Here is a 21,677-nt window from a genome sequence, read left to right on the forward strand (position 1 = left end):
GGAGCGCAGCGACGCAGCGCAGACCTTAGGATCCATGCCGTGACTTGGAGCGTCGCAGCGGTGCTGAATTCTGTTGCGTCGCATTCCTCGATCTCGTTCACGGAATGGATCCTCGGGTCTGCGCGTCCGCTTCGCTCCCGCTCCGCCCGTGGATGACGAAAGTTGGCAGGGCTCCGGCAAAAGGTCCCATTCCAAATGATTCACGTGAAACACCGCTGCAACTCCCCACCACCTTGTTTCACGTGAAACTCGCTGCGGAGTTTTCTTGACAGCACTGCTCTGCAGGGACATGTGTCCCTCAATCTTTTTTGAGTCTGGGACGTGTTGGAATGACCAATCACTATGATGTGGTTGTGGTGGGCGGCGGCCACGCGGGTTGCGAGGCGGCCAGTGCTGCCGCGCGCGCTGGTGCCAGGGCCGCGCTGGTGACGCTGCGCTTTGACACGATCGGGGTCATGTCGTGCAATCCGGCGATCGGTGGGCTCGGCAAGGGCCACCTGGTCCGCGAGATAGATGCCATGGATGGCCTGATGGGGCGCGTGGCGGATGCGGCTGGCATCCAGTTCCGCCTGCTCAACCGCCGCAAGGGTCCCGCCGTGCGCGGCCCCCGCACGCAGGCCGACAGGAAGCTTTATCGCCTTGCCATGCAGGAAGCGATTCGGCAGCAGAATGATCTCGACGTGGTCGAAGGCGAGGTTCTGGATTTTGAGATCGCCGATGGGCGGATCACGGCTGTTCTCCTCGCCGACGGCAGGCGGCTTGGCTGTGGCGCGGTCGTGCTGACGACCGGAACTTTTTTGCGTGGGCTTATCCATATTGGCGAGAAGAAGATTGTCGCCGGCCGCATGAACGAGCAGGCCAGCCTTGGGCTCTCGGCGACGATGGACCGCGCGGGTTTCAAACTCGGACGGCTGAAGACCGGCACGCCGCCACGGCTCGACGGCCGGACCATCGACTGGGCGTCGCTGGAAAGCCAGGCGGCGGATGAGAATCCTGTGCCGTTCTCGCTGATGACCGACCGCATCACCACGCCGCAGATCGAGTGCGGCATCACCCGCACGACGACGGCCACGCATGAGTTGATCCGCGTCAATCTTGGCCGGTCGGCCATGTATTCCGGTTCGATCGCGGGCGTTGGGCCGCGCTATTGCCCGTCGATCGAGGACAAGATCGTCAAGTTCGGCGACAGGGACGGGCACCAGATCTTCCTCGAGCCGGAAGGGCTCGATGACAACACGGTTTATCCCAATGGGATTTCGACCTCGCTGCCCGAAGACGTACAGCTCGATATATTGAAAACCATTCCGGGGCTGGAGCGCGCAACCATGCTGCAGCCCGGCTATGCCATCGAGTATGATCACGTCGATCCGCGCGAACTGCATCAGACGCTGGAGACGAAGCGCATCAGGGGTCTTTTCCTCGCCGGGCAGATCAACGGCACGACCGGCTATGAGGAAGCAGCCGGGCAAGGCTTGCTCGCAGGCCTCAATGCGGCGCGGCGGGCGGCGGGGAGCGAGCAGATCGTGCTCAGCCGCACCGAAGCCTATATTGGGGTGATGGTCGACGACCTGACCAGCCGCGGCATCAGCGAACCCTACCGGATGTTCACCTCTCGGGCCGAATTCCGGCTGTCGCTGCGTGCCGACAATGCGGATGAACGACTGACGCCTCTGGCTGCAAAGCTGGGCATCGCTTCGGCACAGCGCATGCAACGCTACGGGCAGGTCATGCAAAGCCTGGACGAGGCGCGGGACTTGGCGAAGTCGCTCACCATGACACCGAATGAGGCGGCGCGACACGGGCTGGACATCAACCGGGATGGCGTGCGCCGGTCCGGCTATGAATTGCTGTCCTATCCTGACGTCGATGTCGCCTGGCTGGCTGGCGTCGATCCGCGCTTTGCGGCGATCGACGGCAAGACGGCGGAGCGCCTCGAGACGGAAGCGAAATATTCAGTCTATCTCGATCGTCAGAAGACGGATGTGGCGCAGATCCGGCATGAAGAGAGCCGGCTGATCCCCGAGACGGTCGATTTCGCCGGGGTGCCGGGGCTGTCCAACGAGTTGAAGCAGAAGATGCAAGCGCGGCGGCCGCGCTCCATCGCCGATGCCCAGCGCATGGAAGGCATGACGCCGGCGGCACTGGCGATCATCGTCGCGCATGTCCGCCACGCGGAGAGCGCCCAGCGCCCACAGAAGGATGTTGCGTGAATTCTATGTCCCTAGAGAGCCTGCAGGACGCGGCGGGCCCGGTTTCACGTGAAACATTCGATCGGCTGGTGGCCTTTGAGCAGATGTTCCAGAAATGGAATCGCAGCATCAATCTGGTGGCGCAATCGACGTCGGGCGATGTCTGGCAGCGCCATATATTGGACAGTGCGCAGCTCGGGCGCTTAGAGCCTCAAGCCACGCGCTGGGTGGATCTCGGCTCGGGCGGCGGATTTCCGGGCCTTGTCATGGCTTTCCTGCTTGCCGAGCGCGACGGCGCTAGCATCGATCTGGTTGAAAGCAATCGCAAAAAGGCGTCCTTCCTGCAGACCGTCGTCGGGCAATTCAGCCTGCCGGCGCGAGTCGTGGCGCGCCGCATCGATGACAGCCATGCGCTTGTTTCGACACCGCAAGTTGTCACGGCGCGGGCTTTGGCCTCGCTTTCGACCTTGCTGGACCTGTCGGCGCCCTGGCTGATTTCAGGCGCACGCGGCCTGTTCCACAAAGGCCGGGATTACCGCACCGAAGTGCAAGAAAGCGTTCACCGATGGTCCTTCGATCTGGTAGAACATCCAAGTGTGACCGACGCTGGCGGCGTCATCCTGGAATTGTCCAACCTGCGACCTGTCTGATCCGTCACTGACAGGCGATTTGGCGCCCAAAATGAATTTCTGGCATAAACCCATGATGAAGAATGGCCCCCGAATCATCACTGTAGCCAACCAGAAGGGCGGTGTCGGCAAGACGACGACCGCCATCAATCTGGCGACCGCGCTGGCCGCGATCGGCGAAAAGGTGCTGATCGTCGATCTCGATCCGCAGGGAAATGCCAGCACCGGCCTCGGCATCGATCGCAAGGACCGCACGGTGTCCTCCTATGACGTGCTGACCGGCGAGCTTGAGCTGGAGGCCGCGGCCATCCCCACAGCCGTGCCCGGCCTGTCGATCGTGCCGTCGACGCTCGACCTGCTCGGCATCGAAATGGAGATCGCCTCGGCGCCCGACCGTGTGCTCAAGCTGCGCAATGCGCTGCGCGCTGCGACCGAGCGCGGCGCACCATTCGGCTATGTGCTGATCGACTGCCCGCCATCGCTCAATCTTTTGACTTTGAATTCAATGGCTGCGGCCGATTCTGTTCTTGTACCGCTGCAATGCGAGTTTTTTGCGCTCGAAGGTCTCAGCCAGTTGCTGGAGACGGTCGAGCAGGTGCGCCGCTCGATCAATCCGGATCTCACCATCCAGGGCATCGTGCTGACCATGTATGACGGCCGCAACAATCTCGCCAACCAGGTGGTGCAGGATGTGCGAGCGCATATGGGCGACAAGGTCTACGAGACCGTCATTCCGCGCAATGTGCGGGTGTCCGAGGCGCCGTCCTACGGCAAGCCGGCGATCCTCTATGATTTGAAGTGCTCCGGCAGTCAGGCCTATCTGCAACTGGCGTCGGAAGTGATCCGCCGCGAGCGCAAGTTGCGCGCCGCTTGATTAGGCCGGATGCATAGCTAAGAGCCGATTCGATACCGAAACGATTTGGAATAGCCAACTGGAATAAAGATGAGCGAAGACCTTTCAAGAAAGAGACTGGGGCGTGGGCTGGCAGCGCTGATCGGCGAGATCAATCGTCCGGCAGTCCCCGAAAAGCCTGGCATGAGCGCCGACGGCAAGGTGCCGATCGAGTTCCTGACCCCCAATCCGAAGAATCCGCGCCGGCATTTCGGCGATGCCGAGCTGACGGACCTTGCCCAATCGATCCGCGAACATGGCGTCGTCCAGCCGGTGGTGGCGCGGCCTTCGCCGACACAGGCCGGCCGCTACGAAATCATCGCCGGCGAGCGGCGCTGGCGCGCGGCGCAGCGCGCCGGGCTGTCCGAGATTCCGGTCATCATCCGCGAGGTCAACGACCGCACCGCGCTCGAACTGGCGATCATCGAGAACGTCCAGCGCACCGATCTCAATGCGGTCGAGGAGGCGCTTGGTTATCAGCAGCTGATCGACGAGCACGGCTACACCCAGGCCGATCTCGGCCAGGTGATCGGCAAGAGCCGCAGCCATGTCGCCAACACGCTCAGGCTCTTGAAGCTGCCCGACGTGATCCGCGACATGCTGGTCGACGGCGCGCTGTCGGCGGGTCATGCCCGCACGCTGGTGACGGCGGAAGATCCGGCCGGCCTTGCCAAGCGCATCGTCGAAGAGGGCCTTTCGGTGCGCCAGGCCGAAGCGCTGGCGCAGATGCCGGCCGGCACCAGCAGCGCCAGGGAAGCCAAGCCGGCGCCAAGTCCTGACGAAAAGGACGCCGACACGCTGGCGCTGGAAAAACTGTTGACCGACACGATCGGCATGATCGTGTCGGTGGATCACAAGGGCAGAGGCGGCGTGCTGCGGGTTTCGTACCGGTCGCTGGAACAGCTTGATGAGCTGTGCAGGCGGCTGAAGCAGGATCGGTAATTAGCCGGCAAACTATCTTCTACCCGGAGATTGATTGGCGCATATGAGAAAGGGGCTGGCCGTTGGGCCGGCCTTTTCCTTTTGTCGCGTTGGTGATTGGCGAGATCGGCGAAGCCGCGAATCTCCCTCCTTGAGGGGGAGATGGCCGGCAGGCCAGAGGGGGTCGGTTCGGCTGGATGCGACCTTCTTGCGGCAGATGGAGGTCGGCGCTTCACGCGCGGCGACCCCCTCTGTCGCCTTCGGCGACATCTCCCCCTCGAGGGGGGAGATCAGGCGCGCTGCGCCAGCCGGCTGCTCTCCACCGCTATCCCAAGCAGCGCCTGCCTTGCCAGCGCAACCGCAAGATCCGGCCGCCGCCTGGTCTGCAGCACCGCCGTCTGCAGCCGCATCAGCGCGCGGCTGAGCGCGTCGACGTTCCAACGTTCCAGCGCCTTCTCGACCAGCTTGCGCCTGGAGAAAAACACCGGCGGGCGGGCGGCGGCGACGACCGAGGCGGCGTTGCGGTTGCCGGACTCCATCTGGCCACGCATGGCCTGGATCTGCTGCAGCTGCCGCATCGCCGAGGACAGCACCAGAAAGGGCTGGCCGCCAGACTGGCAATGGCGGGTGAAGGCGATATCGAAGTCGCCGATCTTGCCTTCGAGAAGCGCGTCGACCGCGTCGTCGAAAGAGGCGCCGGAGACATCACCCGACATCGCCTTGACCTCTTCCAGGCCGATCTCGTTCTGGCCATGGGCGTAGAGCACGAGCTTTTCGATCTCGCCGCGCGAGGCCAACCGGTCGCCGCCGAGATTACGGCGCAGCGCCTGCCTCGCCTCCATGGTCATCGACATGCCGGCCTTGCCCAGTTCGGCATCAATGACGCCGTCGATGTCGCGCGCCTCATCGGCATAGCACGGCAGCGCCATGGCATTGTCCGCCGCCTCGACGATGGCGCGCAGGCCGACACCCTTCTTGAGATCGCCGGCCTCGATGAGAATGATGGCATCGCGCGCGGGCTCCGCCGTCAGCGCCTTGACGTCGTCGGCCAATGCCTTCTGGCCGCTGGCATTGCGCACCCATAGCAGCCGCCGGTCGGAAAACATCGGCACGGTGCGGGCTTCGTCGAGCAGCCGGCCCTCGTCGCGGTCGACCTCCGAACCCTCGAGCCTGACCACCGAGAAGGGATCGTCGAGAGCCAGGCCGGTCTTGCCGGCAAAGGCCTTCGCCCGCTCGGAGACGAGGCCGCGATCGGGGCCGTAAAGCAGGACGATGGAAATGCGCGCATCAGGCCGCGCCAACCACCCATCGACCTCATATGCTTTCTTCTGTGCCATGGCGGGTTGGTTAGCATGATGCGGGGGCGGGGTGAATGGAGGTTGGTGATTGGGGCAAAGGATGATGCGCGTGATTTTCTCGCAGCGTGGAAGATTGGCAAAAGCGGCGGAGCGAGTAATCTCCCCCCTTGAGGGGAGATGTCGCCGAAGGCGACAGAGGGGGTCGTTGCGCGTGGAGCGCTAACCTTCGTCTGCCGCAAGGAGGTCGCATCCAGTCGAACCGACCCCCTCTGGCCTGCCGGCCATCTCCCCCTCAAGGAGGGAGATTACGCTTCGCCGCCTTCGCCAATCACCTTATCTTCCGGCAAACCCAGCCCAACCTTCTCCCTAATTGCGCGCCGTCCCCCAACATCGACAAGAAATTTCGTCGACATATCTTCATCTTGGTGCTGGGGAGGCTGGATCGGCCGGCGCGGCCGGGACCGACGTCCGCAGGCTACCCCGACGAATTCGCACTGGCCTGGCGGCGCAGATATGCAAATATCGGCACCAGGCAACATTGGAGGACAGACGTCATGGCCGATGCTGGGATGTTGCGTTTCCACGTTCCGGAGCCGGAAGTGCGGCCGGGCGGGACGCCTGACTTTTCCAATGTGCCGATCCCCAAGGCCGGCTCGGTGCCGCGCCCCGAAATCTCCGTCGATCCCCGAACCATCCGCGATCATGCCTTCTCGATCATCCGTGTGCTGAACCGCAATGGCGAGGCCGTCGGTCCCTGGGCCGGCCTGCTTTCCAGCGACGAGCTGCTGGCCGGGCTGCGCCACATGATGACGCTGCGGGCCTTCGACGCGCGCATGCAGATGGCGCAGCGGCAGGGCAAGACCTCGTTCTACATGCAGCATCTGGGCGAAGAGGCGGTGGCTTGCGCCTTCCGCAAGGCGCTGGCGCCGGGCGATATGAATTTTCCGACCTATCGCCAGGCAGGGCTGCTCATCGCCGACGGCTATCCGATGGTCACGATGATGAACCAGATCTATTCCAACGAGGCCGACCCACTGAAGGGCCGGCAATTGCCGGTCATGTATTCGTCGAAGGAGCACGGCTTCTTCTCGATCTCCGGCAATCTGGCGACGCAGTACATCCAGGCGGTCGGCTGGGCGATGGCCTCGGCGATATCGAACGATTCGCGCATCGCAGCCGCGTGGATCGGCGACGGCTCGACGGCCGAATCCGATTTCCATTCGGCGCTGGTGTTCGCCTCCACCTACAAGGCGCCCGTCGTGCTCAACGTCGTCAACAACCAGTGGGCGATCTCGACCTTTCAAGGCATCGCACGCGGCGGCTCGGGCACCTTCGCGGCGAGAGGCCTTGGCTTCGGCATCCCGTCGCTGCGCGTCGACGGTAATGATTATCTCGCGGTGCATGCCGTTGCCAAATGGGCGGCGGAGCGGGCGCGCAGCAATCTCGGGCCGACGCTGGTCGAATATGTCACCTACCGTGCCGGCGCGCATTCGAGCTCGGACGATCCCTCGGCCTACCGGCCAAAGACCGAATCCGACGCCTGGCCGCTCGGCGACCCGATCGTGCGGCTGAAGAACCATCTCATCGCGCTCGGCGTCTGGTCGGACGAGCGGCACGCGCAGGCCGAGGCGGAAATCCTCGACACCGTGATCGCGGCGCAAAAGGAAGCGGAAAGCCACGGCACGCTGCATGCCGGTGGCAAGCCGTCGACGCGCGACATGTTCGAAGGGCTCTATGCCGAGATGCCGCCGCATCTCAGACGCCAGCGCCAGCAGGCGGGGGTTTGAGCCATGCCGAGACGGACCATGATCGAGGCCATTCGCGATGCCATGGACGTGTCGATGGGGCGCGACGACAAAGTCGTCGTGTTCGGCGAAGATGTCGGCTTCTTCGGCGGCGTATTCCGCTGCACGCAAGGCCTGCAGGCCAAATACGGCAAGAGCCGCTGCTTCGATGCGCCGATCAACGAATCCGGCATTGTCGGCTCGGCCATCGGCATGGCCGCCTATGGCCTGAAGCCGTGCGTGGAGATTCAGTTTGCCGACTACATGTATCCGGCCTACGACCAGCTGACGCAGGAAGCGGCACGGCTGCGTTACCGCTCCAACGGCGATTTCACCTGTCCGATCGTGGTGCGCATGCCGACCGGCGGCGGCATTTTTGGCGGCCAGACGCACAGCCAGAGCCCGGAAGCGCTGTTCACCCATGTGTCGGGACTGAAGACCGTGGTGCCGTCCAACCCACATGACGCCAAAGGGCTACTCATCGCGGCGATCGAAGACCCCGATCCGGTGATTTTTTTGGAGCCGAAGCGGCTCTACAACGGCCCTTTCGACGGCCATCACGACCGGCCGGTGACGCCGTGGTCGAAACATGAGCTCGGAGAGGTCGCCGACGGCCACTACACCGTGCCGCTCGGCAAGGCGGCGATCCGCCGGGCAGGCTCGGCCCTCACCGTGCTCGCCTACGGCACCATGGTCTATGTCGCGCAGGCCGCGGTCGAGGAAACCGGCATCGGTGCCGAGATCATCGATCTCAGGACCCTTTTGCCGCTCGATCTCGACACGATCGTCGCCTCGGTCAAGAAGACTGGGCGCTGCGTCATCGTGCACGAGGCGACGCTGACGTCGGGCTTCGGCGCCGAACTGTCGGCCCTGGTGCAGGAAAACTGCTTCTATCACCTCGAAGCGCCGGTCGCTCGCGTTGCCGGCTGGGACACGCCCTATCCGCATGCGCAGGAATGGGACTATTTCCCCGGTCCCGCCCGGGTAGGCCGTGCTTTGCTTGAAACCATGGGGGCCTGAGATGGGCGAACACATCATCAAGCTGCCCGATGTCGGCGAGGGTGTCGCCGAAGCCGAGCTCGTCGAATGGCACGTCAAGATCGGCGACATGGTGCGCGAGGACACCGTGCTTGCCGCCGTCATGACCGACAAGGCGACGGTCGAAATCCCGTCGCCTGTCGACGGCGAAATCCTGTGGCTGGGCGCCGAGATCGGCGACACGGTGGCGATCGGCTCGCCCATCGTGCGGCTGAAGGTGGCGGGCGAGGGCAATGTTGCGGGTGGTGCGACGCCGGCAAAAGTCACGGCTGAGAGTACCCCCACCCCTAGCCCCTCACAAGGGGGAGGGGGACGCGCCACGGCCTCCAAGGGCGGAGCAAAATCTACTTCGCCATCATCAGAGTCCTCCGCAAAAAGCGTGCGAGCAGCGCAGACAGAATCCCCCTCCCCCTTGTGGGGAGGGGCTAGGGGCGGGGGTACTGCGCCGACGTCCGGAGTTGTCGCGCCCGCCGGCGCACCCCGTCCCGAGGGCGAAAGACCGTTGGCCTCTCCGGCCGTCCGTCTGCGGGCAAAAGAGGCGGGCATCGATCTCCGGCAGGTTGCGGGGAGCGGCCCTGCCGGGCGCATCGGCCATGAGGATATCGAGGCGTTCCTGGCGCGCGGCCCGCAGGTCGCCAGGACATCCGGTCTCGCCCGCAACGATACGATACAGGACATCAAGGTGGTCGGGCTGCGGCGCAAGATCGCCGAGAAGATGACGCTGTCCAAATCGCGCATCCCGCACATCACCTATGTCGAGGAGATCGACGTTACAGCACTCGAGGAATTGCGCGCCGCACTCAACAAGGAGAAGCGCCCGGGCGTGGAGCGGCCGAAGCTGACGCTGCTGCCGTTCCTGATGCGGGCGATGGTCAAGGCGATAGCGGACCAGCCCAACCTCAATTCGCTGTTCGACGACGAGGCCGGCATCATCCACCAGCATGGCGGCATCCATATCGGCATTGCCGCGCAGACGCCGTCGGGGCTGGTGGTGCCGGTGGTCAGGCATGCCGAGGCGCGCGACATCTGGGAATGCGGCACTGAGGTCATCAGGTTGGCCGAGGCGGCCAAGTCCGGCACCGCGACACGCGACGAGCTGTCCGGCTCGACCATCACCATCACCTCGCTCGGCGCCATGGGCGGCGTGGCGACGACGCCGGTGATCAACCATCCGGAAGTGGCGATCATCGGCGTCAACAAGATGATGGTGCGGCCGGTGTGGGACGGCACCCAGTTCATGCCGCGCAAGATGATGAACCTGTCGTCGAGCTTCGACCATCGCGTCATCGACGGCTGGGACGCGGCGGTGTTCATCCAGCGGATAAAGACGCTGCTGGAAACACCGGCGCTGATTTTCGTGGATTGAGGGTGATGAGGCCGATGTCGAAGTCCCCCTCACCCGGATTGCCAGCCGAATTGCAAAGGCAATTCGGGGCAATCCGACCTCTCCCCGAGGGGAGAGGAGGTCGTCAGCGCAGGCGCCAGTCTCTTCTCCCCAGCGGGGAGAAGGTGGCCGCGAAGCGGCCGGATGAGGGGGCCTTCGTCACCATAGAGAGCGTGCCGTCATGAAAGAAATCTCCTGCAAGCTGCTCGTCATCGGCGCCGGTCCTGGCGGTTACATCTGCGCCATCCGCGCGGGACAGCTCGGCGTCGATACGGTAATCGTCGAGGCCGGCAAACCGGGCGGCACCTGCCTCAATGTCGGCTGCATCCCATCCAAGGCGCTGATCCATGCGGCGGAAGAGTTCGAGAGGGTCTCACACATGGCGGGCGGCAAGAGCCCGCTTGGCATTTCGCTCACCGCACCGACGCTCGACCTGGCTAAGACGATCACTTGGAAGGACGGCATCGTGAGCCGGCTCAACAGCGGCGTCGCCGGCCTGCTCAAGAAGGCAGGAGTCAAGACCGTGCATGGCTGGGCGAGCTTTCGCGACGGCAAGACTGTGGAGGTCGAGACCGAGACGGGAAGCCAAGTGATCCGCGCCGAGGCGATCGTCATCGCCACCGGCTCGACGCGGGTGGAACTGCCGTTCCTGCCCTTTGGCGGGTCGGTGATCTCCTCCACCGACGCGCTGGCGCTAAGCGAAGTGCCGAAGAAGCTTGCCGTCGTCGGTGGCGGCTATATCGGCCTCGAGCTCGGCATGGCCTTCGCCAAGATGGGCGCCAAGGTGACTGTCGTCGAGGCGCTGCCACGCGTGCTGGCGCAGTATGACGCCGAGCTCACGCGTCCGGTGGTCAAGCGGCTCAACGCGCTCGGCATCGAGGTGATGACGGGTGCCAAGGCCAAGGGTGCCAAAGGCGACGCGCTGCTGATCGAGACATCCGACGGCAAGAGCGCCAAGGTCGCCGCCGAAAAAATCCTGGTGACGGTCGGCCGCAAGCCGGTGACCGAAGGCTGGGGGCTCGACCAGATCGACCTTGATATGGCTGGAAAATTCATCCGCATCGACGAGCAGTGCCGCACCTCGATGCGCGGCATCTTTGCCATCGGTGACGTCACCGGTGAGCCGATGCTGGCGCACCGGGCGATGGCCCAGGGCGAGATGGTCGCCGAGATCATCGCCGGTCACAAGCGCAACTGGGACAAGCGCGCCATTCCCGCCGTTTGCTTCACCGATCCGGAACTCGTCACCGCTGGTCTTTCACCGGAAGAGGCCAGGGCTCTGGGCGGCGAGATCAAGATCGGCATGTTCCCGTTCGCCGCCAATGGCCGGGCGATGACGAAGCTGGGCGAAGACGGCTTCGTCCGCGTAGTGGCGCGGGCCGACAACCATCTGGTGCTTGGCATCCAGGCGGTCGGGCAAGGTGTGTCGGAACTGGCGGCGTCATTCGGGCTGGCGCTGGAGATGGGCGCGCGGCTGGAGGACATTGCCGGCACGATCCATGCGCATCCGACGCAGGGCGAAGGGTTCCAGGAAGCGGCGCTCAAGGCGCTGGGGCACGCGCTGCATATTTGAGGATGCTTACCCTCCCCCTTGTGGGGAGGGTCGATCCGCGAAGCGGAGCGGGGTGGGGGTCCTCGCCGACCGTCAGCGCTCACCCCACCCCGTCTCGCAGTCTACGCTTCGCTACGCATGCGAGCCGACCCTCCCCACAAGGGGGAGGGTGAAGAACTTCAGCTCGCCAGCCGGCTCACCATCTCGTGCTGGGCATAGGCGCGGCCGAAGCGGTTGGCTAGGAATGCGTCGAGCGCGATGTCTTCCTGCTTGACGAAGCCGGTCGCCGGTAGGCTGCCGTCGGCCAGCATGTCGAGCACGGCGCAGATGCCGGATGCGGTGGTGATCTGGATGGCGCTGCGCACCGTGTCGCCGACACGCTTCGAGTAGATCTTGTTGGCGTAGGTCTCCTGCAGCAGGCGGCCGTTCTTGCGGCCCGAGACGGTGACGAAGACGATGACCACATCCTGCAGCGTCGCCGGCAGGGCGCTCTCGAAAATGTCCTTCAGCACGTCGCGGCGGTGGCGCAGGCCAAGGTCGTTGAGCAGCGCCTTCATGATCGCGGCGTGGCCGGGATAGCGGATCGTGCGGTAGTTCAGCGTGCGCACCTTGCCCTTCAGCGTCTCGGCCAGCGTGCCGAGCCCACCGGAGGTGTTGAAGGCCTCGTAGGTGACGCCGTCGAGCGAGAACTCCTCGCGCTCCTCCAGCGGCGGCACTTCGACCAGTTCGCCCTCGACGATCGCCTCGCAGGGCTCGCAATATTCGTTGATGACGCCGTCGGTGCTCCAGGTCAGATTGTAGTTCAGCGCGTTGGACGGGTATTGCGGCAAAGCGCCGACGCGCATGCGCACGCTCTCCAGCGTGTCGAAGCGGCTGGCGAGATCGTTGGCGACGATCGAGATGAAGCCCGGCGCCAGGCCGCATTGCGGGATGAAGGCGTTTCTGCCCGAGTGCGCCAATTCCTTGACCCGGCGGGTCGAGACGACGTCCTCGGTCAGGTCGAGATAGTGCACGCCGGCACTGGTCGCCGCCTCGGCGATGCGGGTGGTCAGATGGAAGGGAGCGGCGCTGAGCACCGCGAATTTGCCGGCGAGGGCGGCTTCCAGCGTGCCGGATGCCTCGATGTCGAGCTCCAGCGTCGCAACCGTGGCCGGCACTTCGGCGGAAGCGAGTTGTGCTGCCGAGCGGTCGACGAGCGTGACCTGATAATCCCCCGTGGCGGCGAGCATCTCGGCAATGGTCGAGCCGATCTTTCCGGCGCCGACAACGACAATTTTCTTCATGACCGATCCCTCACTGATTGTAAGCCCAGATTCGCAGCTTGCCCGTCGAATGGAAGCGTGGTTTTGTTCGAAACGAAACCATCTATTGGCTAGTCTGCCGAGAAGAATCGTCGAAATGCTCAGTGACGCCGAACAAGCCCTGCTTTCCCTGCTGCGCGAGAATGCGCGCGCCTCGACCGCCGAGCTGGCGCGGCGGCTTGGCGTCTCGCGGACCACGGTACAGAGCCGGATCGAACGGCTGGAGCAGCGCGGCATCATATCAGGCTATGGCGTGCGGCTGGCGCCGGACTACGAGCAGGGGCTGGTGCGGGCACATGTGCTGCTCACCGTGACGCCCAAGCTCGCCGACAAGGTGGTGCGCGCCCTGCGCGGCCTGGCGACGGTCAGGACGCTGCATTCGGTCAGCGGCAATTTTGACATGATCGTCATCGTCGACGCGCCGTCGATCCGCGACCTCGACATGCTGCTCGACCAGATCGGCGCCATGGACGGAGTCGAACGGACTTTGTCGTCGATCATCCTGTCGACGCGGATAGATAGGTGAAGCTGCTGATCTCCCCCCTTGCGGGGGAGATGGCCGGCAGGCTCAGGCGCTAGCCTCGGCCATCTGCGCCGTGTGACAGATCGACAGGTCGGCGGGACAGCACCCCCCTCTGCCTTGCCAGGCATCTCCCCCGCAAGGGGGGAGATTGGCCGTCACTTCGGCTTTCGCCAATTTCCTTACCTCAGGCATTGGACGAATGGTTCATTTCGCCTACCAATCCAGCGCCGGCGGAAAGCTCACCGCCACCTCAAGGCCAGGCCGACAATCCTCAAGCGTAATCGACGCGCCATGCAGGTCGGCGATGGCCCTGACAAGGCTGAGACCCAGCCCGCTGCCGGATGTCGACCGGCTATGGTCCAGCCGATAAAGCCGCTGAAACACTTTTTCATGTTCGTCGGTGGGAATGCCGGGACCGTTGTCGGCGACACCGGCAACGACGCGTTCGCCCTGGCGCGTCGCCGACAGCTTTATCGTCGTGCCCGATGGACAATGGCGCAGCGCGTTCTCGACCAGATTGGCGAACATCTGCGTCAACAGCTCGCGATCGCCATGGATCCGGTCCGTCGTTTCCTGTGGTTGCGCCAACGACAGCGACTTTCCGTCGTCCTCGGCAACATCGGCATAGATCTCGGCGATGGTTTGCAGCACCTCGCCCAGATCGACATCGGTGAACCGCGCCCGGCGCGCGCCGGCTTCGATCTGCGCGATGCGCAGCAGCGCATCGAAGGTCTCGTTGATCTGCAGGCTCTCGGCATGCGCCTCCGCCAGTTCAGCCGCGATTTTCTGGCCCGACAGGTTCTTTTCCGATGCGGTGTCGAGGATCATCTGCAACCGGTTGAGCGGCGTCTTCAGGTCGTGGGCGATGTTGGCGCTGACCTGTTTCATGCCTTCGACCAGTGCCGACAGGCGATCGAGCGCGGCATTGACCTGGCTGGAGACGATGTCGATGTCGTCGCCCTTGCCGGTCAGCGGAATGCGGGTGTCCAGCCGTCCGTGCGAGACATCCACCATGGTGGCGGCGATGCCGTCGAGACGGCGCTGGACCCGCGAGGCCAGCAGGGCGCCGCCGGCGACCGCCAGCCCGGTGATGATCAGGGTTCCCCAGCCAAAGCTCATCAGCACGATCCTCTCCAGCTCCTCCGTCTCGGAAAGGCTGAAGGCGACGGTCAGGGTGTTGCCGCCGACCGGACCGGAATAGGCGCGGTACTCGGCGCCGGGCGGCACGCCGGGCATTTCGGTGTCGAACATCGAGAAGCCGTCGGGGAGCCCTGCCGCGGTGAAGTTGCCGGCCAGGCGATTGCCCGTCGCGTCGGTCAGCGAAAACAGCTGCTCCTTCTTGAGGCTGCGCAGGGAGTGGCTGCCGACGGTCTCAACCAGCTCCTTGAGATCGTTCTCGGCATAGGTCGCGGCGACCACCGCGTAGGTCTCCTTGATGGTGTCGTCGAGCCGCTCGGCAAGATCGGCGCTCATCATCTGGTAGACGATGGCGCCCGACAGGACGAAGGCCAGCACGAACAGGAAGGCGAAGGTCAGGGCCAGCCGGAACGGCGTGCTGCGCAGCAGGCGGGACCATGTTCCGGTCATGACGGCGCGTGCAGGCTGTAGCCGGTGTTGCGGACGGTGTGGATGAGCTGGGTTTCGAAGGGCTTGTCGACCTTGGCCCGCAGCCGGCTGATATGGGTCTCGACGACGCTGGTCCTGGGATCGAAATGAAAATCCCAGACGCGCTCCAGAAGCATGGTGCGGGTGATGACACGGCCTTCGCCGCGCATCAGCACTTCCAGCAGGCTGAATTCCCGCGGCTGCAGGTCGATCGTCTGGCCCCGCCTGATGACGCGTCGCATGATCAGGTCCATCTCGAGGTCGGCAACCCGTAGAACGGTTTTCTGCTCCTGCGCCGCCGGCCGCCGGCCGAGCGCGTTGATGCGGGCGAGAAGCTCGGAAAAGGCGAAGGGCTTGACCAGATAGTCGTCGCCGCCGGCCTCGAGCCCCTCGACGCGGTCGTCGATGCCGCCGACCGAGGTGAGAAAGATCGCCGGCGTCCGCACGCCGGCGGCGCGGACCGCCTTGATCATCGACAGGCCGTCGAGGCCGGGGATCATCCGATCGGCGATGATCACGTCGTAATTGCCCCGGGTCGCCGCGAACAGCGCGTCATGTCCGTTGCGCAGCAGGTCGCAGACATGGCCGGCCTCGGTCAGTCCCCTGACGATATAGTCGGCCGTCCTGTGGTCGTCCTCGACGAGAAGCAGTCGCATGAAAGGTCCGGTCCGTTGCCGAGATGGAGAGGCTATCACCGGCACGGGCTTGTTCCTAGGATGTCACGAAGGCGCAGGTATGGTGGCGCTTTCGTCATACATTCGCGATTGGCGGAAGCTTTCCTGGCTTCGTCCTTGGGATGCCGTGACATCTCCGAGCCGCGTAGCGATGCGGAACCCGACGTCCGCGGGACAGCACCCCCCTCTGCCCTTCCGGGCATCTCCCCCGCAAGCAAGGGGGGAGATCGGCAGCTTCGATCCCCCACCCCTCTTGCAACTCTTGCAACATTCGAGATTGGCGAAAGCGGAGGTACAGTCAATCTCCCCCCTTGCGGGGGAGATGGCCGGCAGGCCAGAGGGGGGTGTGAAGGATCGCTACTGAAGGAAACTTCCATTCTGCTCTGCACTTGGTCAGCGCACGCACACGCTGAGGTCAATCCGATTCCAGGAGGATCTCATCGGCCTCGTCGCCCTTCAGGGTCATGTGCAGGACGAGGGCGATGATGCAGCCAAGGAAGAGCAGGCTGGTGAAGATGGTGCCGAAGCCCAGGCCGCCATGCCTGGCCGACCGCGACAGCAGGTCACCGAATGAGGCGCCGAGCGGCCGCGTCAGGATATAGGCGAGCCAGAAGGCCAGGATGCCGTCGAGACTGAGCAGCCAGTAGGCGAGCGCTATCAGCGCGATGACGCCGCCGAACAGCAGCCCCGTCGTGAGGTAGCCCATGTCGAAGCTTTCGGCGACGAGATCGCCGGCGGCGGTGCCGAGCGCGAAGGTCAGCAGGATCGCCAGCCAGTAGAAGATCTCGCGCCTGGTGGTGAAGATGGTGTGGATCGACAGCGTCCTTTCGCTGGCGTACCAGACCGCGAATGTCGCAGCGAGCGCGACCGAGAAGGCGATGGTTGCCGTCTGCAGGCGCACGCCGAAACTGTCGACGAGGCTGTCCGTCACCAGCGTGCCGACGATGCTGATCAGCACCACCGCCGGCCAATAAGCCCACGGCATATAGCGTTTCCGCGTAAACTGCAGGACGAGGGCCGTGGTCAGGATGCCGGTCATGATCAGCGAGGTGGCGGTCAGCCCAAGCCCGAGTGTGTCGGCAAGATAATCCGCCGCGGTCTCGCCCGTGGTGACCGCCATCAGCTTGACCAGCCAGAAGTCGAGGGTGACGTCGGGAACCCTGCTGTGGCTCGGTGCGGCGGGTTGTTGCCTGTTGGGCGCGAGCATGGCTGAAGTCCAGAGGTCGACGGTTGCGGCGGGGCGGTGGCGATCCACCCCGCGCATCGTAAGCAAACGAGTTCACACCGGCCTGTCCGGCGGCATACAAATTCGTAAGAATGGCGCGCAAAAGGCATTGGGAATGCCTGGCGGTGCGTTTGATGGAATGCGGCGCCTTGCATCCGCCATTGCTGCTCAACGGCGCGCTGATGGCGGGCGCGATGCCGGGCCGCACGTTCGGCCCGACCCACCCTGCGCTCTAGTGATCGGTGGTTCTAGCTGCCGAGCGGATGCGGCATGTAGCCGACGAAGCCGGCGATCTTCCAGCTGCCGCCGACCTTGCTGCAGAAATACAGCGTCTGCCATTTCAAGCGATCGACGCTGCCGTCCGCCTTGGCAACCGAGCCGTCGAATTTCTTGTGCAGCACGGCGCGGTCGCCGTCGACATCGATGTCGCGCATGTTGGTGACGCGAAACAGCGCCTCGCGCAGCGGCTCGGCGAATTTGGTCGCCGCCGTCTCCTTCGCCTGGCGCAGCCACTCGTCGCGATAGATCTCCAGTCGCGGAAACTGCAGCCGCCAGGCATCGGCATTGCTGAGGAAATGCGCATGCATGCCGAAGAAGCTCGAGGCGACGAAATCATCCTCGACCATGGCCCAGTCCTGGCCGATGAAAGCGTCGATGTCGCGCCGCACCAGCATTTCCCAGAGCGCGTGGCGATCGGTATCGCCTGATGGAAACGGGTTCTTGTCGTAAGTCATTGCTGGGTGTCTCCGCTCTGGCAAATGCGTCTGTGCGTTACGGCTCCCAAGTCGCCCGCCAGCGCGTACGATGCAAGCGCTCTTGTAATAAAGCAACGCGGATTTCGAAGAATGTTGCTTTCCAACAAGCCCCCTATGAGGATCGCCCCGATCGGCGTAAGTGTCGATCGAAGCGGGCGCTGCCATGGCACCCCGTCCTGTCATCAGAGGAGGCTTGTCCCTTGCCGAAACAGTGTTTTGGAACATCGCATGTGCCGTTGTCGCCAGCCGTGCGGGCCTGTGATCTCGTCTATGTCTCGGGGCAAGTGCCTGTCGGCAGCGATGGCATCGTGGTCAAGGGCGGCATAACGGAGCAGACCGAGCAGGTGCTCGCCAACATCAAGGCCGCGCTGGCGCTGGCCGGCTGCACCATGGACGATGTGGTGAAGACCACGGTCTGGCTGGAGGATGCGCGCGATTTCGGCGCCTTCAACGCGGTCTATGCCCGGCACTTCCCCAAAGACCCGCCGGCCCGCACCACGGTCGAATCGCGGCTGATGATCGACATCAAGATCGAGGTCGAGGCGGTCGCCTACCGGCCTCTCTGAGCAAAAAGCAACGAAGCGGAGGTTACCCCAATGCAATTCGACCTCCTGCTGAAGGGCGGACGGCTGATCGATCCGGCGTCCGGGATCGATGCGCCGCGCGATGTCGCCATCGCCAATGGCCGCGTTGCCGCTGTCGATGCCGATATCCCGGTGACCAGCGCCGCGCAGATCGTCGATGCCGGCGGCTGCATCGTCACGCCGGGCCTGGTCGACCTGCACAGCCACGTCTATTGGGGCGGCACGTCGCTCGGCGTCGATGCCGACCGGCTGGCCGCCAAGAGCGGCACCACCACCTTCATCGATGCGGGCAGTGCGGGAGCCGGCAATTTCCTCGGCTTCCGCCGCCATGTCATGGAGCGGTCGAAGGTCCGCATCCTGGCCTATGTCAACATTTCCTTTGCCGGCATTTTCGGCTTCTCGCAGACAGTGTCGGTCGGCGAGTGCAGCGACCTCAGGCTGTGCGAGCCGCGCGAGGTGGTCGCGGCGGTGCGTGAACACCGCGATGTCGTGGTCGGCGTAAAAGTCCGCTCCGGCAAGCATGCCGGCGGCACCAGCGGCATCGCCCCGGTGGATCTGGCGCTGGAGGCCGCCGACCAGGCTGGCCTGCCGCTGATGGCGCATATCGATGAGCCGCCGCCCGGCCGCTCGGAAGTGCTGCCGCGCCTGCGCAAGGGTGACATCCTCACCCACTGCTTCCGGCCGTTTCCCAATGCGCCGGTGTTCGCCTCCGGCGCGGTGCGGCCCGACATGCGGCTGGCGCGCGAGCGCGGCGTCATCTTCGACATCGGCCACGGCATGGGCTCGTTCGATTTCGCCGTCGCCCGCGCCATGCTTGAGGAAGGGCTGGCCCCGGACGTGATCTCGAGCGACGTGCATCTCTACTGCGTCGATGGGCCGGCCTTCGACATCCTGGTCTGCATGTCGAAGCTGCTGGCGCTCGGCATGCCGCTGGTCGAGGTCCTGCGCGCCGCCACGCAAGCGCCGGCGAGGGCGATCGCGCGGCCTGATCTCGGCACGCTGGCGGTGGGCACCGTCGGCGATGTCGCCGTGCTCCGGCAGCGCCCGGGCCGCTTCACCTTTGTCGATGCGGTCGGCGCGTCATTGGTCGCCGACCAGAGGCTGGTGTCGGAAGGCATCGTTATTGGCGGCACCTGGTGGCCGAACGAGGCGGCTGATCACAACGAGACCGAGCGTTTCGTGGCGCAGGCGTCACACACGCATGTCGAGGTGGCGGCGAGGCACTTTGGGCACCGGCATGAGTGAAAGTTCTGCGCGACTTCGTCATCCACAGGCGGAGCGGAAGCGAAGCGGACGCGCAGACCCGAGGATCCATGCCGTGACCATTGCCGAAGAATGCGACGGATCAGGATGGTTGTTCGATAGGCCCTTCATCGCCGTTGGTGCATTGAAAGCCGATTCTGGTCCGCTTTCGCGTGCACGAATGGCGCGGCATGGATCCTAGGGTCTGCGCCGCGTCGCTTCGCTCCTTGCTTCGCCCTAGGATGACGAATCCATAGGACGCTCGTTGCTTGAATTGCTAACCGCCCCAAAAACCGGCGTCTCAATGCCTTCCATCCGCGCCTTGATCTGCAGCGCCACATATTTCGAATAGAAGCGCGACAGCGCCAGATTGCCGCCGTGGAACCACAGCGCTTCCTGCGCGGTCGGCTTCCACATGTTGCGCAGCTCGCCCTGCCAAGGGCCGGGGTCGCCCTTGACGCCAGAGCCCAATCCCCAGCAGGGGCCGACCTTGTCGGCGACTTCACGTGAGACGATCGCCGCCACCGTCTCGTTCATCGACTGATAGCCTGTGCAGGCGATGATGGCGTCGGCGGCGAGTTCGCTGCCGTCCTCGAACAGGATGCCGCTCGGGGTCAGCGATTTGATGGCGACGCCGCTGCGGATGCCGATCTTGCCGTCGATGATCAGGTCGGAAGCGCCGACATCGATATAGTAGCCGGAGCCGGTGCGGTAGGCCTTCATCAGAAGGCCGGTCTCGTCGTCGCCGAAATCGAGGGCGAAGCCGGCGGCGCGCAGGCGGTCGTAGAACGCGGCATCGCGCGCCTTGATCACCTCGTAGAGCGCCCGCTGGCCCTTGGGCACCAGCGCGAACGGTGTCGAGGCTACGATCATGTCGGCTTTCTCGGTGGTGATGCCGCGCGCCAGTGCGTCTTCCGAGAAGATCTCGAAGCCGACTTCCATCAGCGTGCTCGATTTGACCACTGTGGTCGGCGAACGCTGGATCATGGTGACCTCGGCGCCGCTTTCCCAGAGGTCGACGCAGACATCGTGGCCGGAGCTTGCAGCGCCGATGACGGCGACGCGTCTGCCGCGGAATTTGTCGCCGCTGGCATACTGGCTGGAGTGCAGCAATTCGCCCTTGAACCGGTCGGCGCCCGGAAGATCGATCCGCCGTGGCGGGCCGTAGGCGCCGGTGGCGAAGACGATATGCTTCGGCTTCAGTGTGATCTGGCGGCCGACGCGGTCGACCACCACGGTCCAGACTTTTTCGGCCTCATCATAGGACGCGCTGAGGCATTTGGTGGCGACCCAGTAATTGAGCTCCATGACGCGCGTGTACATTTCCAGCCAGTCGCCCATCTTGTCCTTGGGCGTGAACACCGGCCAGTTTTCGGGGAAGGGGATATAGGGCAGATGGTCGTACCAGACCGGATCGTGCAGCACGAGCGTGCGGTAGCGGTTGCGCCAGGAATCGCCCGGCCGCGCATTTTTCTCGATGACGATGGTGGGCACGCCGAGCTGGCGCAGCCGCGCCCCCAGCATGATGCCGCCCTGGCCGCCGCCGATGACCAGGCAATAGGGCTGTTCATCAGTGCCGAGCTCGCGCGTCTCGCGCGCCCGCGCCTCCGACCAGGTCTCGCGCTGGGGATCGGCCTTGTGGCGCACGCCGAGTGGCCGGTCTGCGCCCTTGCGCTCCTCGAACCCTTTCAGGTCTGTCATTGCCGTGAACAGCGTGCGGCAGCGTCCGTCGCGAAGCCGCATGATGCCCTCTCCCCTGGCCACCACGGTTTCGAAGCTGAACCAGGCCTCGATGATGCCCTCGTCCGAGATCGCCTCGCCGGTAAGTTGCCACGCGCTCGGCTTGGCCGTCGCCAGCGTCGTCGCCAGCATGTCGGCGATCGCCGAGCGGCCTTCCATTGTGGTGATGTTCCAGGTGAAGGTCAGGAGATCGCGCCAGTAGCAGTCATCGACAAACAGGTTCGTCGCGGCCGCCGCGTCTCCCGCTTCGAGTACCTTGGCAAAGGACCCGAGCCATGCGGCTGCCTGTTTCGATGGGGCTATCTCGAGCATGTCTTTCCCTCTTCCTGCAACACGCCGCA

19 protein-coding genes are annotated in these 21,677 nt (G+C 64.4%); 12 read left to right on the forward strand and 7 right to left on the reverse strand.

Annotated features, from left to right (window positions below; translation table 11 throughout):
• Positions 1-329 precede the first annotated feature (329 nt).
• From mnmG to NKJ37_RS02245, 4 genes are all read left to right on the forward strand, one after another.
• Positions 330-2,210 carry a tRNA uridine-5-carboxymethylaminomethyl(34) synthesis enzyme MnmG gene (gene mnmG, locus NKJ37_RS02230; RefSeq protein ID WP_352772441.1) on the forward strand — a complete coding sequence of 627 codons (1,881 nt, stop codon included), beginning with the start codon at positions 330-332 and terminating at the stop codon, positions 2,208-2,210.
• Entirely contained in the window at positions 2,207-2,839 is a 633-nt protein-coding gene (gene rsmG, locus NKJ37_RS02235) for a 16S rRNA (guanine(527)-N(7))-methyltransferase RsmG (protein ID WP_352723053.1), read from the forward strand. Before mnmG ends, rsmG begins: the two co-directional genes overlap by 4 nt.
• Positions 2,840-2,891: 52 nt before the next feature.
• Positions 2,892-3,692 carry a ParA family protein gene (locus NKJ37_RS02240; protein ID WP_013528736.1) on the forward strand — a complete coding sequence of 267 codons (801 nt, stop codon included), beginning with the start codon at positions 2,892-2,894 and terminating at the stop codon, positions 3,690-3,692.
• A 69-nt stretch (positions 3,693-3,761) separates the two neighbouring features.
• On the forward strand, positions 3,762-4,652 hold the full coding sequence (locus NKJ37_RS02245; RefSeq protein ID WP_352772444.1) for a ParB/RepB/Spo0J family partition protein: 891 nt from the start codon (positions 3,762-3,764) through the stop codon (positions 4,650-4,652).
• 269 nt (positions 4,653-4,921) lie between these two features.
• Here NKJ37_RS02245 and holA read toward each other — a convergent pair whose 3' ends face one another.
• Positions 4,922-5,968: a DNA polymerase III subunit delta gene (holA, locus tag NKJ37_RS02250; RefSeq protein WP_352772447.1), complete on the reverse strand. Its 1,047-nt coding sequence runs from the start codon at positions 5,966-5,968 to the stop codon at positions 4,922-4,924.
• A gap of 515 nt (positions 5,969-6,483) precedes the next feature.
• Here holA and NKJ37_RS02255 point away from each other — a divergent pair.
• The 4 genes from NKJ37_RS02255 (at position 6,484) to lpdA (ending at position 11,708) form a co-directional block, all read left to right on the forward strand.
• Positions 6,484-7,716, forward strand: coding sequence for a 3-methyl-2-oxobutanoate dehydrogenase (2-methylpropanoyl-transferring) subunit alpha (locus NKJ37_RS02255; RefSeq protein ID WP_352772449.1), 1,233 nt, complete (start codon positions 6,484-6,486; stop codon positions 7,714-7,716).
• A 3-nt stretch (positions 7,717-7,719) separates the two neighbouring features.
• On the forward strand, positions 7,720-8,733 hold the full coding sequence (locus tag NKJ37_RS02260; RefSeq protein WP_352772451.1) for an alpha-ketoacid dehydrogenase subunit beta: 1,014 nt from the start codon (positions 7,720-7,722) through the stop codon (positions 8,731-8,733).
• A gap of 1 nt (position 8,734) precedes the next feature.
• Positions 8,735-10,117 (forward strand): dihydrolipoamide acetyltransferase family protein, encoded by a 1,383-nt coding sequence (locus tag NKJ37_RS02265; protein WP_352772454.1) that lies wholly within the window; start codon positions 8,735-8,737, stop codon positions 10,115-10,117.
• Between the two features lie 199 nt (positions 10,118-10,316).
• Positions 10,317-11,708, forward strand: coding sequence for a dihydrolipoyl dehydrogenase (gene lpdA, locus NKJ37_RS02270; protein WP_352772457.1), 1,392 nt, complete (start codon positions 10,317-10,319; stop codon positions 11,706-11,708).
• Positions 11,709-11,866: 158 nt separating this feature from the next.
• On the opposite strand, the gene NKJ37_RS02275 is transcribed toward lpdA, so the two are convergent.
• Complete coding sequence (locus NKJ37_RS02275) at positions 11,867-12,970, reverse strand: saccharopine dehydrogenase family protein (RefSeq protein ID WP_352772459.1); 1,104 nt, start codon at positions 12,968-12,970, stop codon at positions 11,867-11,869.
• Between the two features lie 115 nt (positions 12,971-13,085).
• On the opposite strand from NKJ37_RS02275, the gene NKJ37_RS02280 reads away from it, so the two are divergent.
• Positions 13,086-13,514, forward strand: coding sequence for an Lrp/AsnC family transcriptional regulator (locus tag NKJ37_RS02280; protein ID WP_023813397.1), 429 nt, complete (start codon positions 13,086-13,088; stop codon positions 13,512-13,514).
• A gap of 210 nt (positions 13,515-13,724) precedes the next feature.
• Here the strand turns inward: NKJ37_RS02280 and NKJ37_RS02285 are convergent, their stop codons facing one another.
• The 3 genes from NKJ37_RS02285 to NKJ37_RS02295 all read right to left on the reverse strand — a co-directional run bounded on the left by NKJ37_RS02285 (position 13,725) and on the right by NKJ37_RS02295 (position 16,997).
• Positions 13,725-15,098, reverse strand: coding sequence for a HAMP domain-containing sensor histidine kinase (locus NKJ37_RS02285; RefSeq protein ID WP_023813395.1), 1,374 nt, complete (start codon positions 15,096-15,098; stop codon positions 13,725-13,727).
• Positions 15,095-15,772, reverse strand: coding sequence for a winged helix-turn-helix domain-containing protein (locus NKJ37_RS02290; RefSeq protein WP_352442366.1), 678 nt, complete (start codon positions 15,770-15,772; stop codon positions 15,095-15,097). The genes NKJ37_RS02285 and NKJ37_RS02290 overlap by 4 nt, the downstream gene beginning before the upstream one ends.
• Positions 15,773-16,205: 433 nt before the next feature.
• Positions 16,206-16,997: a COG4705 family protein gene (locus tag NKJ37_RS02295; RefSeq protein ID WP_352723092.1), complete on the reverse strand. Its 792-nt coding sequence runs from the start codon at positions 16,995-16,997 to the stop codon at positions 16,206-16,208.
• Between the two features lie 110 nt (positions 16,998-17,107).
• Here NKJ37_RS02295 and NKJ37_RS02300 point away from each other — a divergent pair, with 110 nt between their 5' ends.
• A complete protein-coding gene (locus NKJ37_RS02300) occupies positions 17,108-17,251 on the forward strand; it encodes a hypothetical protein (RefSeq protein ID WP_352442368.1) in 144 nt (47 codons plus the stop codon).
• 12 nt (positions 17,252-17,263) lie between these two features.
• On the opposite strand, the gene NKJ37_RS02305 is transcribed toward NKJ37_RS02300, so the two are convergent.
• Positions 17,264-17,749 carry a hypothetical protein gene (locus NKJ37_RS02305; RefSeq protein WP_352442369.1) on the reverse strand — a complete coding sequence of 162 codons (486 nt, stop codon included), beginning with the start codon at positions 17,747-17,749 and terminating at the stop codon, positions 17,264-17,266.
• A gap of 221 nt (positions 17,750-17,970) precedes the next feature.
• Between NKJ37_RS02305 and NKJ37_RS02310 the strand changes: the two genes are divergently transcribed.
• Both NKJ37_RS02310 and NKJ37_RS02315 read left to right on the forward strand, forming a co-directional pair.
• A complete protein-coding gene (locus NKJ37_RS02310; protein ID WP_352612550.1) occupies positions 17,971-18,336 on the forward strand; it encodes a RidA family protein in 366 nt (121 codons plus the stop codon).
• Positions 18,337-18,366: 30 nt separating this feature from the next.
• Positions 18,367-19,599 carry an amidohydrolase/deacetylase family metallohydrolase gene (locus tag NKJ37_RS02315; RefSeq protein WP_352442370.1) on the forward strand — a complete coding sequence of 411 codons (1,233 nt, stop codon included), beginning with the start codon at positions 18,367-18,369 and terminating at the stop codon, positions 19,597-19,599.
• A 234-nt stretch (positions 19,600-19,833) separates the two neighbouring features.
• Here NKJ37_RS02315 and NKJ37_RS02320 read toward each other — a convergent pair whose 3' ends face one another.
• Entirely contained in the window at positions 19,834-21,648 is a 1,815-nt protein-coding gene (locus NKJ37_RS02320; protein ID WP_352772462.1) for an NAD(P)-binding domain-containing protein, read from the reverse strand.
• Between the last annotated feature and the right edge of the window lie 29 nt (positions 21,649-21,677).

Origin of the sequence: Mesorhizobium sp. M0140, assembly GCF_040322475.1 — a bacterium.
Lineage (GTDB): Bacteria > Pseudomonadota > Alphaproteobacteria > Rhizobiales > Rhizobiaceae > Mesorhizobium.

Excerpts from the sequence above, each read along its gene's own strand:
- lpdA (WP_352772457.1), top strand. The coding sequence starts at position 10,317 with ATGAAAGAAATCTCCTGCAAGCTGCTCGTCATCGGCGCCGGTCCTGGC.
- NKJ37_RS02280 (WP_023813397.1), top strand. The coding sequence starts at position 13,086 with ATGCTCAGTGACGCCGAACAAGCCCTGCTTTCCCTGCTGCGCGAGAAT.
- NKJ37_RS02320 (WP_352772462.1), bottom strand. The coding sequence starts at position 21,648 with ATGCTCGAGATAGCCCCATCGAAACAGGCAGCCGCATGGCTCGGGTCC.
- NKJ37_RS02315 (WP_352442370.1), top strand. The coding sequence starts at position 18,367 with ATGCAATTCGACCTCCTGCTGAAGGGCGGACGGCTGATCGATCCGGCG.
- NKJ37_RS02255 (WP_352772449.1), top strand. The coding sequence starts at position 6,484 with ATGGCCGATGCTGGGATGTTGCGTTTCCACGTTCCGGAGCCGGAAGTG.
- NKJ37_RS02305 (WP_352442369.1), bottom strand. The coding sequence starts at position 17,749 with ATGACTTACGACAAGAACCCGTTTCCATCAGGCGATACCGATCGCCAC.
- NKJ37_RS02300 (WP_352442368.1), top strand. The coding sequence starts at position 17,108 with ATGGCGCGCAAAAGGCATTGGGAATGCCTGGCGGTGCGTTTGATGGAA.
- NKJ37_RS02275 (WP_352772459.1), bottom strand. The coding sequence starts at position 12,970 with ATGAAGAAAATTGTCGTTGTCGGCGCCGGAAAGATCGGCTCGACCATT.
- NKJ37_RS02265 (WP_352772454.1), top strand. The coding sequence starts at position 8,735 with ATGGGCGAACACATCATCAAGCTGCCCGATGTCGGCGAGGGTGTCGCC.
- NKJ37_RS02245 (WP_352772444.1), top strand. The coding sequence starts at position 3,762 with ATGAGCGAAGACCTTTCAAGAAAGAGACTGGGGCGTGGGCTGGCAGCG.
- holA (WP_352772447.1), bottom strand. The coding sequence starts at position 5,968 with ATGGCACAGAAGAAAGCATATGAGGTCGATGGGTGGTTGGCGCGGCCT.
- NKJ37_RS02295 (WP_352723092.1), bottom strand. The coding sequence starts at position 16,997 with ATGCTCGCGCCCAACAGGCAACAACCCGCCGCACCGAGCCACAGCAGG.
- NKJ37_RS02260 (WP_352772451.1), top strand. The coding sequence starts at position 7,720 with ATGCCGAGACGGACCATGATCGAGGCCATTCGCGATGCCATGGACGTG.
- NKJ37_RS02240 (WP_013528736.1), top strand. The coding sequence starts at position 2,892 with ATGATGAAGAATGGCCCCCGAATCATCACTGTAGCCAACCAGAAGGGC.
- NKJ37_RS02285 (WP_023813395.1), bottom strand. The coding sequence starts at position 15,098 with ATGACCGGAACATGGTCCCGCCTGCTGCGCAGCACGCCGTTCCGGCTG.
- NKJ37_RS02290 (WP_352442366.1), bottom strand. The coding sequence starts at position 15,772 with ATGCGACTGCTTCTCGTCGAGGACGACCACAGGACGGCCGACTATATC.
- mnmG (WP_352772441.1), top strand. The coding sequence starts at position 330 with ATGACCAATCACTATGATGTGGTTGTGGTGGGCGGCGGCCACGCGGGT.